Below are 12,949 nucleotides of genomic sequence, written 5' to 3' on the forward strand. Positions count from 1 at the left end.
CTGGGGGCGGTCAGGGGTACCAGGTCGGTCCGGGCAGTTCGCCCTCGATGACCCAGCGCCCGACCTCTGGCCGCTTGTGGGCGACAGGGTCGTGGAGGGTGTGGGTGCGGACGTTGCGCCAGAAGCGGCAGGCCCTCGGATGCGGCGGTGGCGCGGGCGCCGGTCACTTCGAGGATCTGGTTGCCGATCTCCAGGGCGACGTCGGTGGCGCGGGCGTTCACTGCTGGAAGGAGTGCCCCCGTCGGCGCCATTCCTCCGCGAGCAGTTCGTACGAGCGGACCCGGTCCGTGTGGTCGTGGGTGATCGTCGTGATGAGCAACTCGTCCGCGCTCGTGGCCTCCTGCAGTTGTTCCAACTGGTCGGCGACCCGGCTCGGCGAGCCGACGAACTGGGTGTCGAGGCGGTCCTGGACGAGGGCCCGGTCCTCGTCGGTCCATGCGTGGGCACGCGCTTCCTGCGGCGTCGGGAACTCGATGGCGCCTTCGGCGGTACGGATGCTGCGCACCCATGGGCCGTAGCCGGTGGCGAGTTCACGGGCCGTTGCGTCGTCCTCTGCGACGACGACGTCCGCCGAGACGCTGACGTACGGCTTGTCGAGGAACTCGGAGGGCTGGAAGAAGGACCGGTAGCCCTCCACCGCCTCCAGGACCGTGGCTGGGCTGACGTGATAGTTGGCCGCGAACCGCAGACCGTTGCCGCCCGCCACCTCGGCGCTCTGACCACCGCTGCTGCCCAGGATCCACACCTCCACGTCGGCGCCCTCCCCTGGCACGACGTGCGCTTCGACGCCCTCCGGCGAGCGGTAGGTGCCGGCCAGCAGGGCGAGGATGTCGTCGATCTGCTCGGCGTAGTCCTGTGACTCGGCACCTGGCAGCAGGAGCAGCCTGCGCTGCAGCGCGATGCGGGGTGAGCCGAGCAGATGTTCGAATGAGAAGCGGGGTGGGATCAGCAGGCCGTTCGGGGTGCGGCCGTCGACGACGGGTGTCGCCGTGGGCAACGGTGCGACCGGCTGTCCCGGCGTGCGGCCGCCCGAGCGTCCCAGGCCCAGATCGAAGCGGCCCGGGTGCAGTGTGTCGAGCAGGCCGAACTCCTCCACGGTGGACAGCGCCGTGCGGTGCCCGAGCTGCACGGCCCCGGAGCCGAGCCGGATGGTGGAGGTGGCGGAGGCGGTCAGCGCCAGGACGACGGCGGGTGACGTGCCCGCCACGCCGGGATTGAGGTGATGCTCAGCGAACCAGTAGCGGGCATATCCGAGGCGTTCGGCCTGCTGTGCGAGGTCGATGGAGTTGCGCAGGGCATCGGCTGCCGTCGATCCGGAGGAGATCGGGACCAGGTCGAGGACGCCGAGGGAGATGTCAGACACGGGTGGACTCCTGGGTGATCGGTGATGCCGGAAGCACGGGGCCCCAGGCGAACGGCGGGTCGGGGATCTCGCGGCGCAGCACGGGGGCGGCCTCGGACTGGAACAGCTCGAGGGAGGCGCGATGCTGGGACTCCGGCAGCCCACCCGCGTCGGCGTGCAGGTGGACGACCGTGTGGCCGAACTGCTCGTGGTAGCGGTGCACCTTGTCGACGACCTGTTGCGGGCTGCCGATCAGCGCCGAGCTGCGCTCGACGAAGTCCTCGAAGGTCTCGAAGACCACCGGCAGGCCTGCCTTCTTGAAGAAGGCCAGGTTGGCCTCGAAGATCGGCCGGTACGCGGCGAGCGCCTCCTGCGAGGTGGGGGCGACACAGATGCCCGCGGTGCCGGCGCCGACGGCGATCTGCGCCGGGTCGTGGCCGTAGAACTCCCAGCGCTCGCGGTAGTGGCGGATCAACTCGGCATACGGCTCAATGGGGTTGGTGACGTTGGCGGAGAACAGCGGGTCGCCGTAGCGGGCGGCGAGATCGACCGACTCCTTGCTGGTGGCGCTGCCGTGCCAGACCCGGACCGGCCGCTGGTACGGCCGCGGCCACACCTCGGCGTCGGTCAGCGGGGGACGGAAGCGGGCGTCGGCGGTGACCTTGTCCTGGCGCCAGATCTTCCGGAAGACCTCGTAGCTCTCGGCGTTGCGGTCCCACTGGTCCTCGGGCGTTACGTTGAACAGGACGCGCTGGGCGGCGCCGTTGCCCTTGCCGATGATCAGGTCGAGGCGGCCGCCCGAGAGATGGTCGAGGGTGGCGTAGTCCTCGTACGCGCGGACCGGGTCCAGCAGGCTGAGCGTCGTGACGGCCGTGAACAGGCGGATCCGCTTCGTCCGGGCGGCCACATGGCTCAGTACGACGGTCGGGGACGAGGAGATGAACGGCCGCTCGTGCCGCTCCCCCACGCCGAAGCCGTCGAACCCCAGCTCCTCGGCGAGCAGGGCGTTGTCGAGGACCTCGCGGAACCGGTCGTGTGTGGACTTCTGCACCCCGGTGACCGGGTCCGGGCGGTGCACGATCAGGGTGATCGCGAGGAACTTCACGACGCCGCCCGCTCGTCGGACGCCTCGTCCGGGTGGGCGAGGCCGAGGTGGTGCCGGAGCGTCGGGCCCTCGTAGTCGGTGCGGAAGACGCCCTGTTCCTGCAGCAGCGGGACAACCTTGTCGGCGAAGTCGTCGAGGCCGGTCGGGGTGATGTGCGGGACGAGGATGAAGCCGTCACTGGCGTCGGCCTGGACGTAGTCGTTGATGGTCTTGGCGATGGTCGCCGGGGAGCCGATGAAGTTCTGGCGGTTGCCGGTGTTGATGATCAGGTCGCGGATGGACCAGTTGTTCGCCTCGGCCAGCTCGCGCCACTCGCGGGCGGTGGCCAGCGGGTCGCGGTACATCCGGACCTGGGCGCGGCCCTTGGAGATGTGGTTGTCGCTGACGTCCGGGTCGATGTCGGGCAGCGGGCCTTCGGGGTCGTAGGCGGACAGATCGCGGTTCCAGACGAACTCCAGGTGCTTGATGGCGGTGGCCCCGCTGACCTGCTGGCGGCGCACCTCCCGGGCCAGCTCCTCCGCCTCGGCGTCGGTGTCGGCGAGGGCGAAGGAAGCGGCGGGCAGGATGAGCAACTGGTCGTGCCGGCGGCCGTACTTGGCGAGGCGGTTCTTGACGTCCGTGTAGAAGGCCTGGCCGCCTTCGAGGGTGGCGTAGCGGCTGAAGATGGCGTCGGCGCTCGAAGCGGCGAATTCGCGGCCCTCGTCGGAGTCTCCGGCCTGGAAGATGACCGGGCGGCCCTGCGGGGAGCGCGGGACGTTGAACTGGCCGTGGATGTCGAAGTGCTGGCCGGTGTGGACGAAGGAGCCGGCCTTCGCGTCACGTAGGAAGACGCCGGTCGTCTGGTCAGCGATGATCTCGTCGCCTTGCCAGGAGTCGAAGAGTTCGCCCACCGTGGCCAGGAACTCCTTCGCCCGGGAGTAACGCTCGCCCTGCGGCAGGAAGCCGCCGCGGCGGAAGTTCTCGCCCGTGAAGGCGTCCCAGGAGGTGACGACGTTCCAGGCGGCGCGGCCGCCCGAGAGGTGGTCGAGGCTGGCGAACTGGCGGGCCACCTCGTAGGGCTCGTTGAAGGTGGAGTTAATGGTTCCGGTCAGGCCGAGGTGTTCGGTGACGGCGGCGAGCGCGGCGAGGACGGTGAAGGTGTCGGGGCGGCCGATGACGTCCAAGTCGTATATTTTTCCGCCCTGTTCGCGCAGCCTGAGGCCCTCGGCGAGGAACAGGAAGTCGAACTTGGCGCGTTCGGCGGTCTGCGCGAAGTGGGTGAAGGAGCTGAACTCGATGTGGCTGCCGGCCTTCGGGTCGCTCCACACGGTGGTGTTGTTGACGCCCGGGAAGTGCGCGGCCAGATGGATCTGCTTCAGCGGCTTGCTGGTCATGTCGGTGCGGGTCCTTCCGGCTCAGACGGTGGCAGCGGCGTAGCGGTTGGCGGGGCGGGCCAGGCCCAGCAGGCCGCGCAGGGTGTCGGCCTCGTAGGCGGTGCGGAAGGCACCGCGGCGCTGGAGTTCGGGCACCAGGCCCCGGGTGACGGCTGGCAGGTCGTGCCCGGCGACGGCGGGCCGCAACCGGAAGCCGCTCAGCCCCTCCACCGCCAAGTCCTGCAACAAGTCAGCGAGTTGAGCGGGCGTACCGGCGAAGATGCGTGCGTCGCTTGTGTACGGCTCCCCCGCGAGGGCGTCGAGACGTGCCCGGCGGTCCTCCGCCGCGGCCGGCTCGTCGTCCAGGAAGACCACCAGGTCACCGAAGACGTGCACGAGTTCACCGGCGCGTCCGGCCGCCTCCTGCTCGGCGCGGATCTCGGCGACGATCGCGCGGGCCTGGCCGGCGTCGTGCGGGGTGACGTAGCCGACGTCGGCCTGACGGGCCACCAGCCGGTACGGGATCGTCTGGTGGGCCAGGGCGGTGACCAGCGGCTGGCCCTGGGGCGGCCGCGGGGTGATGGACGGGCCCTTCACACTGAAGTGTCTGCCCTCGAAGTCGATGTAGTGCAGCTTGTCGCGGTCGATGAAGCGGCCGGTGGCGACGTCGCGGATCTCCGCGTCGTCCTCCCAGCTGTCCCAGAGTCGGCGCACGACCTCGACGTAGTCGGCGGCCTCGTCGAAGTGGTCGGTGAGCAGGTCCTGCCCGGCCGGGCTCTGGATGCCCTCCAGGCTGAGCGGTGGAAAGGTGCGGCGACCGAAGTGCGCGGCCTCGTGCGGCCGGGGCGAGATCTGCACGCGCAGGCCGGCCCGGCCGCTGCTGACGTAGTCGAGAGTGGCGATCGCCTTGGAGATGTGGAACGGCTCCGTGTGGGTGGCGATCACGGTCGGCACCAGGCCGATATGCCGGGTCAAGGGTGCAATACGGGACGCGATCAGTACGGCGTCCAGGCGTCCGCGGACCTGATCGGTACGGCCGTCCAACTCACCGTAGTGAGAGGACTGCAGGCCGAGGCCGTCCTCGAGGGTGACGAAGTCGAGCAGGCCGCGTTCGGCCTCGGCGACCAGGTCGGCCCAGTATCCGGCGGTGAACAGGTACCGGGGGCGGGCGACTTGCTCGCGCCAGGAGGCGGGATGCCAGCCTGTGCCGTCGAGAGCCACGGCAAGGTGCAGGGGAGAAGCGGGAGTTGCGGACACGAGGGTGCCTTCCTGGAGGTCCGTACGAGATCGCCGGCCCGCGGGAGTCGGGGCACACGGCGGCTAGGGAAGCGGGGTCAGGAGCTACAGAGGGAGCCGGCCACGCGCTGGAGGTCGATGTGGGGCCGGGAGTGGAGGCGGACGGCACGCAGTACACGTGTCACGTGTCGCACCTCCGTCCGAGCGGACCATGCACTCACCTTCGACAAGGACAACGGCACGGCTATGCCGTTTCTTCCAGAGCGGCTGCCCCGGTGTGCCGGACGAGCGAGAAGACGGTACGGCGGCGCAGGGTGAACCCGATCGACTCGTACAGCCGGATCGCGTTCGCGTTGGTGGCCGCGGCGTGCAGGAAGGGGCGTTCGCCGCGTTCCCTGATGCCGGCGGCGACCGCACGGACCAGGCGGGTGGCCAGGCCCCGGCCGCGGTGGGCGGGGTCGGTGCACACGGCGCTGATCTCCGTCCAGCCCGGCGGGTGCAGCCGCTCGCCGGCCATTGCGATCAGCCGGCCCTCGTGGCGGATGCCGAGGTAGGTGCCCAGTTCGACGGTGCGCGGCAGATAGGGGCCCGGCTCGGTGCGGGCGACCAGGTCGAGGATCTCGGGCACGTCGTCGGGACCGAGCCGTACGGCCTCAGGGTCGGGCCCCGCGCGCAGGGAGGTGTCCACGAGCTGGACGCCGTGTCCGGTGCGCACGACCTCCCAGCCCACCGCCGCCTCGGTGACGCCCCGCACCGCGGCGGTGCCGCCAGGGCCGACGAGTGCGGCGAGGTCGGCCCAGGCGCGCGGGTCGTCCTCGTCGGAGAGGGCGTGGAAGGGTGCCACGTCCTCGCGGTAGCGGGCGGCGCGGCCGATGCGTTCGGCGAAGGGGGCGTGGGGGCCGGTAAGCGCGGCCCAGGCGGGGTTGTCCAGGATGTGCGAGGAGCTGGCGTCGATGCTGGTCACGGACATGGTGTGGCAGTCTCCGGGGTGCGGCTCGGGTGTCCGGCGCGCGGGGACTCCACCGCGAGGCGGCGGCGGAGTCCCGGTCACGCGATGGTCAGGAGTTGTCGAGGGGCAGTCCGGGCGGGTTGACCTCGGACTTGGCGACGGCCTCGTTGGAGAGGTTGTAGGCCTTGAGCCACTCGGCGTACTGACCGTTCTCGATCAGGTAATTGATGGAGTCGGCGAGCGGCTTCGCCAGGCCGCTGTCCTTCTTCGCGGTCGCCGCGATCAGGCCCTGCAGGCTCGCGCCGGCTCCGGAGTACGTGCCTGCGGTGCGGGTGGCGTTGGGCGTGTTCGCGACCTGGCGGTTGTGGTACGCGATGCCGGGGTTGGGGCCCAGGTACGCGTCGATCTTGCCGCTGGACAGGGCGAGGTAGACGCTGTTGCTGTCCTGGAAGTACTTGACGGTGAGCTTCTTGCCCTCCTTGGCCAGCTTCGCCTTCCACTCCAGGAGGATCTTTTCCTGGTTGGTGCCAGAGCTGACGGAGACGGTCTTGCCGGCGAGGTTCTCGTAGTTGTCTTCGAAGTTCCAGGTGCTCTTCTTCGGCACCACGAAGGCGAGGTTGTCCTGCCGGTAGGAGGCGAACTCGTACTTCTTCTTGCGCTCCTCGGTGTCGGTGACGTTGGAGAAGGCCACGTCGACCTTGCCGCTGTCGATGCCGACGAAGAGGTTCTCCCAGGTGGAGTTCTTCACCTCGGGCTGGAGGCCGAGGACCGCGGCGACCAGGCGGCCGAAGTCGGGTTCCGCGCCGGTGAGGGTCTTCTGGTCGCTGCCCACGTAGGCCAGCGGCGGGAAGCCGGCCGGCAGGGCGCCGATGCCGATCTCCAGCTTGCCGCTCTTCTTGACGGCGGCGGGCAGTTCGGCGCTGATGGACTTGACCTCGGAGACCTTGATGGAGGTCTGCTTGGCGGCGCCGTTGGAGACCTGTCCGATGACGACCTCGCCGGACTTGGCGCTGTCGGTGGAGGTGGCCGCGTCGCTGTTGCCACCGCAGGCGGCGAGCCCGGTGGCCAGGGAGGCGACGGCGGTCGCCGCGGTGATGCCGCGTATCAGGCTGCGTCGGGTGAACTGGGTGGGCATGGCCGTTCCTTGTCGCTGGAGGTGATGAGGGTGGCGTGGGGGGAGGTCTGAAGGGTGCGGCGGGTCAGAGGACCTTGCTGAGGAAGTCCCTGGTCCGCTCGTGCCGGGGCTTGTCGAGGACCTCGGAGGGCGGGCCCTGCTCGATGATCTTGCCGCTGTCGATGAAGACGACCCGGTCGGCGATCTCGCGGGCGAAGCCGATCTCGTGGGTGACGATGAGAAGGGTGGTGCCGCTGGTCGCCAGGTCCTTGATGACGGCGAGGACTTCGCCGACGAGTTCGGGGTCGAGGGCGGAGGTGGGCTCGTCGAAGAGGATGACGCCGGGGCGCAGGGCGAGGGCGCGGGCGATGGCGACGCGCTGCTGCTGGCCGCCGGAGAGCTGGCGCGGGTAGGCGCCGGTCTTGTCGCCGAGGCCGACCCGGCCGAGGAGTTCGCGGGCGAGCTCCTGGGCTTCGGGCTTGCCGAGCCTGCCGGTGGCGACCGGGGCGGCGGCCACGTTGTCCAGGACGGTGAGGTGCGGGAAGAGGTTGAAGTTCTGGAAGACGAAGCCGATCCGCCCGCGCTGGGTGAGGATGGCGCGCTCGCTCAGCTCCTTGAGCCTCTCGCCCTGTCGCTTCACACCGATCAGCTCGCCATTGATGCTGACGTGGCCGATCTCGGGCTTCTCCAGATGGTTGATGACCCGCAGCAGGGTGGACTTGCCGGAGCCCGAGGGGCCGAGGATCACGGTGACCTCGCCGGGGCGGACGGTCAGGTCGACGCCGTCCAGCACCCGATGGGTGCCGTACCACTTGTGCACGTCGTGGACCTCGAGGGTGGCGGCCTCGACGTCCGCCAGGGCCTCGATGGTGTCGGCGGTCATACGGCGGCCTCCCGGCGGATGCGGGCCCGCAGGTCGGTGAGCCCGGTGCGGAGCTTCTGCAGCGGTGTCGGCGGCAGGCTGCGAATGGCACCGCGGGCGTAGTACCGCTCGACGTAGAACTGGACGACGGAGACGACGCTGGTCAGGATCAGGTACCAGACGGTGACGACCAGCAGCAGCGGCACGATGTCGCCGGGGTAGGTGGAACCCATGGTCTGCGCCGAGCCGAACAGGTCGAGCAGAGAGACGTAGAAGACCAGCGAGGTGCCCTTGATCAGGCCGATGAGCTGGTTGACGTAGTTCGGGATGATCGAGCGCAGCGCCTGCGGAAAGACGATCTTCCGGAACTGGTAGCCCTTCGGCAGGCCGAGCGCCGCGGCCGCCTCGTGCTGGCCCTGGTCGACGGAGAGGATGCCCCCGCGTACGACCTCGGCCGCGTAGGCGGCCTCGTTGAGGCTGAGGCCGATCACGGCGACGACCATGTCGGTGGCGAGCTTCGACTCGTCGAAGGAGAAGAAGGCCGGGCCGAAGGGAATGCCGACGCTCAACGTCTTGTACAGGGCACTGAAGTTGTAGAGGAAGATCAGTACCACGATGAGCGGGATGGAGCGCAGCGCCCAGACGTAGGTCCAGCTGACCGCGCGCAGCACGGGGCTCCTCGACAGCCGGGCCAGGGCGAGCACGATGCCGCCGATCAGGCCGAGCACCGCGCTGTAGGCGGTGACTTCGAGGGTGATCAGCAGGCCGTCGAGGATGGTGGGGCGCAGGAACCAGTAGCTCCAGCGGTCCCACTGGTAGAAGGGGTTGGAGACCAGTCCGTGCACGAACTGGGCGACCAGGACGAGGACGACCGCAGTGGCGATCCAGCGTCCGGGGCGCCGCAGCGTCAAAACTCGCTGGGCAGTGAGGGCTTTCGATGGTTCGTCGGCGGTCGGCGCCTCGGGGAGGGTGACGGTGGCGCCAGGGGGTTCACTCATGGTGGGCTCCGGCTGGGTGAGAACACCCCGGAAGCACGGCGGCATGCGGAAGCGCACACGACGGTGAGGTACCGGGGGCGGGGAGGACAACGGCACACCGCACGGGCGGTGTTCGTCAGGGAGTGCGGGGGCTGCGGGGAGGTGTCAGCCCCGACAGCGGGCACAGCCCGGTGCGGTACACAGTGCGCTGTTCACGCGGAGCAGATCGACGGCGCGATCGGCGACGAGAGGGTTCGGGTACGGCTGTACGCAGCCCTGGGAGCGGCGCGTGGCCGTCCTGGGAGCTGCGTACATGACGTCACCATCACTGTTCCGGCCCGTGTGGGCCTCGCGCTTACCGAAACGTCTTCGGTCCGGTCGTCACCTGGGGCACCCCACCGCGGAGCGAGGGTTGCCAGTCAGCAAGCCAGGGCTTGTCGCTGACACTCATGACCGTTCTGGGCCATAGTCAAGACAATTGCCCGAACGAATGTCAACGCCGGTCCACCAGGTGGAACGGCTAACGGGCCGCGTGTGCTGCCCAGTCCAGGATCCGCACGGCCGCTCCGGCGGCCTCCAGGCCCTGGCAACGGGCGTGGTGACGGCGCTCGATGCCGTCGAGGTCGAGGTGGCCGCCGAAGGCAGGGTGGGCGGCGAGCCGGCGGGCGTAGGCCCACAGGGTCGGGTGGTCGGCGATGCGTTGGACGGCTGAGGCGTCGAGGTGGTTGCGGTGCACGGTGTCGAGTTGGACCAGGGCGACCCACAACTCGACGTCGGCGGCGATGATTTCGTCGCGGATCAGGTACGTGCGTCCTTCGAGCCAGCGTTCCAGGGCCCCGAGCGTTTCGAGCAGCATGCCAAGTGCCGTGTCACGTTCCACCGGCGCGCCACCGGCCGATCCGGCGTGCTGCGCGGCCTGTTCGATGCCTTGCGCGCACATCCACTCGACGGCCTCGATCTCCGACTCCGCGCCGCACGGGTAGAGCGAGGGGCGGTCGCCGCCAAACCGGCGGTCGAGGTCGCGCATGATGTCCGGGGCGTGGGTGCTGACGATCCGCCCGGACCAGTCGTCGCTGAGCACCGGCGCGACGGCCGGACCGGGGTACCGGTGGGCGCTGGCCTCGTACAACGGACGCAGGACGGAGTGGCCGCCCTCGGGGCAGTCGGGGACCGCGGGCAGGAAGGTGGCCGGACAGACGGTGTCCAGGCCGAGCAGGCTGTGGGTGACGGCGATGCGCAGGCCGCCGGGACAGGCGGTCGACAGATGGAGGCGGTAGCGGCCCGGAACGGCGTAGTGGCCGCTGCGCGCGTCCCGGCCGATCCGGCCCCGGAAGGCGGGCGCGGGTCGGTCGGCGGCGTGGGCGGCCAGCGGTGTGACAGTCATGACTCTCCCCGGGAGCGGGCGCGGACGTACGCGCGGCGGAAGCGACGTCGGGTGAGGGAGCGGAGTTCTCCCGTGCGCACCGGACGGCACGACGCCCGAGGGCGTCTCCGGTGCGGGATGGGCGCGGCTCAGCCCTGGGGGTTGATGGCGCTGCAGACACGCAGCAGATCGATGTGACGGCGGGAGGTCAGAAGAGGCGAACGGCTCATCGGACGGTGACCGACTCCAAGCGCCTCATAATTTCCCTACCTATTCACTAGGATTCCCTCAGTGAGTGTCGATCCGACCGACATCGGCGTCAAGAGGGCCGTCCCGCATCGCGGACGCCCCGATGGACGGCGGCCCGCCTCGACACGGTCACCACACGTTTCCCACTGCAACCGTCGGGACGCGGCGACGGTGTCGAATCCGCGTGGATGACGTGCCGACGAGCTGCGTGCTCACCGCAGAAGGCCCAGACGAAAGGGCCCGCAGGCTCTCGCCCGCGAAGTCTCCTCGCACCGTCGGGACATCATCGGGACGACAGGTTGTGAATCTGCGATCCCCTGTCCCCGTTTGCGGAGCATCAGAGCGACGTGCGACAAGTCGTTCTTCGTGGTCGGTGTCCGGCGTCCTCGGCCGGGTACAGGAGTCTGGGCCTGGATCCTGCGACGATCCAGGCCCTGGTCAGTCCGGATACTCCGGTCCGGTCAGTCCGGATACTCCGGTCCGACCGCGGTGCGGGCGCCGAGCGTCCTTCCCCTGCCCCAGCCGAGCTCACGCCGGTATCCGCCGAGCAGACCGGAGTCCTCGAGCTCTGTCACATCACGGAAACGCGAGCCGGGAGCGACCGCGGTCACCAGTGGGGCGACGAACAGCGCGTCGGTCGGGCAGTAAGCCTCGCACTGGAAGCAGGTCTGGCAGCTGTCCTGGCGCGCGATCACCGGAACGCCGTCAGCGCCGCGATCGAAGACGCGCGTCGGGCACACCTCGATGCACCGGTCGCAGGCAATGCAGCGATCCGGGTCGACGATCTCGATCATGCGGCTCGGCCTCCGCTCGCGACCAGTTGCCGTTGCACCGCCTCCGGGCGGCTCCAGACCTCGTCCAGCCCACCGGTGAGCAGCCGGTGGTGCTGGGCCGGGTCCTGCGCCGGCCGGTCGGCCCGCTTGTGCATACCGCGCGACTCGGTGCGCTGCAGCGCCGCGTGGTACATCCAGCGGCCGTGGGCCACCATCGCGGCCGCTTCCCTGGCCCGGAACAGCGTCTCGCCGCTCGCTCCGAGCCCTTCACGGACCGCGGACCACGTCTCGTGCAGCGAACGCAGCGCCGGCTCCAGACGGTCCGCGTGTCGCAGGTAGTTGCGGTCGTACGGCAGGACCTCGCGTTGTACGGCGGTGACGACCTCGCGGTGGCCGACGTTCACCGCGCCGGTGGGGCGCAGGCCCGCCGTCCCCACTGGGCGCACGGCGCGGCCCGGACGGCCGCGCCCGGCGGCGAACGTGGCGGCGCCCCGGCCCGCCCAGCTGCCCGAGGACGCCGCCCACGCGGCGTTGTGGCTGCCGCCGCCTGTGAAGCCGCCGCAGATCAGCTCGCGGGTCGCGGTGTCGCCGGCCGCGTACAGACCGGGGACGTCGGTGGAGCAGTCGTGGCCGGCGATGCGGACACCGCCGGTCCCGCGCACCGTGCCCTCGGCGAGCAGGGTGATCTCGAACAGGTCGGTGAAGGGGTCGATGCCCAGCCGGTCGAAGACCAGGAAGGTGTTCGGCTGGCCCTTGCGCATCGCCAGCTGCTCGTCCGGTGTGGCCTTGTCGAAGCGGGCGTAGACCGGCTCCGTGAGCAGGGCCCTCGCGATCACCGACCGGCCGCGGGTGCTGCCCGCGCCGTCGAGGACCGAGCCGTCGGCGCGGTAGAAGGTCGCCCACGAGTAGTAGGCGGTCTTGGTCAGTGACGTGCCCTTGGGGGCGATGGCGTAGGCGTTGGAGAACTCCATCCCGGACAGCCGTGCCCCCGCCTCGACGGCCAGCAGCGCGCCGTCCCCGGTGTTGACGTCGCAGCCGAGCGTCTTGGACTGGAACGCGCATCCCCCGGCGGCGAGTACCACCGCCCCGGCCTCGATGCGGACGGTCTCACCGGTCGTACGGTCCAGCGCCCGCGCCCCCGAGACGATGCCGTCGGCGTCGGTCAAAAGCTCCAGCGCCGGGGTGTGGTCGAGGATGCGGACGCCGAGCCGCCGCACCCGGGTGCGCTGCCGCCGCATGTACTCCGGCCCTTGGAGGTCGCCGCGCAGTTGACGACCGTCGGCGTCGACGGGGAAGGGGTAGCGCTGGATGCGGGCCAGTTCATCCATGCGCGCGTGGGTCTCGTCAAGGACGCGCGCCATCCAGTCCCGGTCGGCGAGGAATCCGCCGAGTGCCTCGCGGCTCGCCATGGCGGCTTCGCGCAGTTCGGGGACGTCGTCGACGTACCAGATGCCGGTGCCGACGGATGCGGTCGCTCCGCTCGCGCCCGTGTATCCCTTGTCGGCCAGCACGACGTCGGCTCCCCCCTGAGCGGCCTTGATCGCGGCCCAGGTGCCCGCGGGGCCGCCGCCGATCACCAACACGTCGGTGGACAGAGCCTGTTCGGGTTCGGTGCTCGCCATGATGT

Annotated in this window: 13 protein-coding genes, 1 pseudogene and 1 riboswitch; all 14 genes and pseudogenes read right to left on the reverse strand. The window is 70.1% G+C overall.

Going from position 1 to position 12,949, the window contains the following annotated elements:
- Positions 1–10 precede the first annotated feature (10 nt).
- Positions 11–311, reverse strand: a pseudogene (locus ACFWI4_RS15135) (monooxygenase); the annotation flags it as partial.
- Positions 218–1,363 (reverse strand): LLM class flavin-dependent oxidoreductase, encoded by a 1,146-nt coding sequence (locus ACFWI4_RS15140; protein WP_387195549.1) that lies wholly within the window; start codon positions 1,361–1,363, stop codon positions 218–220. The pseudogene ACFWI4_RS15135 and the gene ACFWI4_RS15140, both read right to left, overlap by 94 nt.
- Positions 1,356–2,447: an LLM class flavin-dependent oxidoreductase gene (locus ACFWI4_RS15145; RefSeq protein ID WP_387195552.1), complete on the reverse strand. Its 1,092-nt coding sequence runs from the start codon at positions 2,445–2,447 to the stop codon at positions 1,356–1,358. The genes ACFWI4_RS15140 and ACFWI4_RS15145 overlap by 8 nt, the downstream gene beginning before the upstream one ends.
- Positions 2,444–3,820: an NtaA/DmoA family FMN-dependent monooxygenase gene (locus tag ACFWI4_RS15150; RefSeq protein ID WP_387195555.1), complete on the reverse strand. Its 1,377-nt coding sequence runs from the start codon at positions 3,818–3,820 to the stop codon at positions 2,444–2,446. Before ACFWI4_RS15150 ends, ACFWI4_RS15145 begins: the two co-directional genes overlap by 4 nt.
- A gap of 21 nt (positions 3,821–3,841) precedes the next feature.
- Positions 3,842–5,056, reverse strand: coding sequence for an LLM class flavin-dependent oxidoreductase (locus ACFWI4_RS15155; protein ID WP_387195558.1), 1,215 nt, complete (start codon positions 5,054–5,056; stop codon positions 3,842–3,844).
- 77 nt (positions 5,057–5,133) lie between these two features.
- Positions 5,134–5,277, reverse strand: coding sequence for a putative leader peptide (locus ACFWI4_RS15160; RefSeq protein ID WP_387195561.1), 144 nt, complete (start codon positions 5,275–5,277; stop codon positions 5,134–5,136).
- Between the two features lie 2 nt (positions 5,278–5,279).
- Entirely contained in the window at positions 5,280–6,005 is a 726-nt protein-coding gene (locus ACFWI4_RS15165) for a GNAT family N-acetyltransferase (RefSeq protein WP_387195564.1), read from the reverse strand.
- Positions 6,006–6,093: 88 nt separating this feature from the next.
- Positions 6,094–7,119 (reverse strand): ABC transporter substrate-binding protein, encoded by a 1,026-nt coding sequence (locus ACFWI4_RS15170; protein ID WP_387195567.1) that lies wholly within the window; start codon positions 7,117–7,119, stop codon positions 6,094–6,096.
- A gap of 64 nt (positions 7,120–7,183) precedes the next feature.
- A complete protein-coding gene (locus ACFWI4_RS15175) occupies positions 7,184–7,981 on the reverse strand; it encodes an amino acid ABC transporter ATP-binding protein (RefSeq protein WP_387195570.1) in 798 nt (265 codons plus the stop codon).
- A complete protein-coding gene (locus tag ACFWI4_RS15180; RefSeq protein WP_387195573.1) occupies positions 7,978–8,958 on the reverse strand; it encodes an amino acid ABC transporter permease in 981 nt (326 codons plus the stop codon). Before ACFWI4_RS15180 ends, ACFWI4_RS15175 begins: the two co-directional genes overlap by 4 nt.
- A 325-nt stretch (positions 8,959–9,283) precedes the next feature.
- Positions 9,284–9,392: riboswitch (SAM riboswitch) on the reverse strand.
- A gap of 65 nt (positions 9,393–9,457) precedes the next feature.
- Positions 9,458–10,321 (reverse strand): glutathione S-transferase family protein, encoded by an 864-nt coding sequence (locus tag ACFWI4_RS15185; protein ID WP_387195575.1) that lies wholly within the window; start codon positions 10,319–10,321, stop codon positions 9,458–9,460.
- A gap of 128 nt (positions 10,322–10,449) precedes the next feature.
- A complete protein-coding gene (locus ACFWI4_RS15190; RefSeq protein WP_387195757.1) occupies positions 10,450–10,530 on the reverse strand; it encodes a putative leader peptide in 81 nt (26 codons plus the stop codon).
- A gap of 480 nt (positions 10,531–11,010) precedes the next feature.
- Positions 11,011–11,343, reverse strand: coding sequence for a 4Fe-4S binding protein (locus tag ACFWI4_RS15195; RefSeq protein ID WP_387195578.1), 333 nt, complete (start codon positions 11,341–11,343; stop codon positions 11,011–11,013).
- Positions 11,340–12,944, reverse strand: a complete 1,605-nt coding sequence (locus tag ACFWI4_RS15200; RefSeq protein WP_387195580.1) for an FAD-dependent oxidoreductase — start codon at positions 12,942–12,944, stop codon at positions 11,340–11,342. Before ACFWI4_RS15200 ends, ACFWI4_RS15195 begins: the two co-directional genes overlap by 4 nt.
- Positions 12,945–12,949 lie beyond the last annotated feature (5 nt).

Origin of the sequence: Streptomyces sp. NPDC127038, assembly GCF_042725875.1 — a bacterium.
Taxonomy (GTDB): domain Bacteria; phylum Actinomycetota; class Actinomycetes; order Streptomycetales; family Streptomycetaceae; genus Streptomyces.

What these genes read in the sequence shown, in the direction of transcription:
- ACFWI4_RS15150 (WP_387195555.1), bottom strand. Translation starts at nt 3,820, where the DNA reads ATGACCAGCAAGCCGCTGAAGCAGATCCATCTGGCCGCGCACTTCCCG.
- ACFWI4_RS15165 (WP_387195564.1), bottom strand. Translation starts at nt 6,005, where the DNA reads ATGTCCGTGACCAGCATCGACGCCAGCTCCTCGCACATCCTGGACAAC.
- ACFWI4_RS15170 (WP_387195567.1), bottom strand. Translation starts at nt 7,119, where the DNA reads ATGCCCACCCAGTTCACCCGACGCAGCCTGATACGCGGCATCACCGCG.
- ACFWI4_RS15175 (WP_387195570.1), bottom strand. Translation starts at nt 7,981, where the DNA reads ATGACCGCCGACACCATCGAGGCCCTGGCGGACGTCGAGGCCGCCACC.
- ACFWI4_RS15180 (WP_387195573.1), bottom strand. Translation starts at nt 8,958, where the DNA reads ATGAGTGAACCCCCTGGCGCCACCGTCACCCTCCCCGAGGCGCCGACC.
- ACFWI4_RS15185 (WP_387195575.1), bottom strand. Translation starts at nt 10,321, where the DNA reads ATGACTGTCACACCGCTGGCCGCCCACGCCGCCGACCGACCCGCGCCC.
- ACFWI4_RS15190 (WP_387195757.1), bottom strand. Translation starts at nt 10,530, where the DNA reads ATGAGCCGTTCGCCTCTTCTGACCTCCCGCCGTCACATCGATCTGCTG.
- ACFWI4_RS15195 (WP_387195578.1), bottom strand. Translation starts at nt 11,343, where the DNA reads ATGATCGAGATCGTCGACCCGGATCGCTGCATTGCCTGCGACCGGTGC.
- ACFWI4_RS15200 (WP_387195580.1), bottom strand. Translation starts at nt 12,944, where the DNA reads ATGGCGAGCACCGAACCCGAACAGGCTCTGTCCACCGACGTGTTGGTG.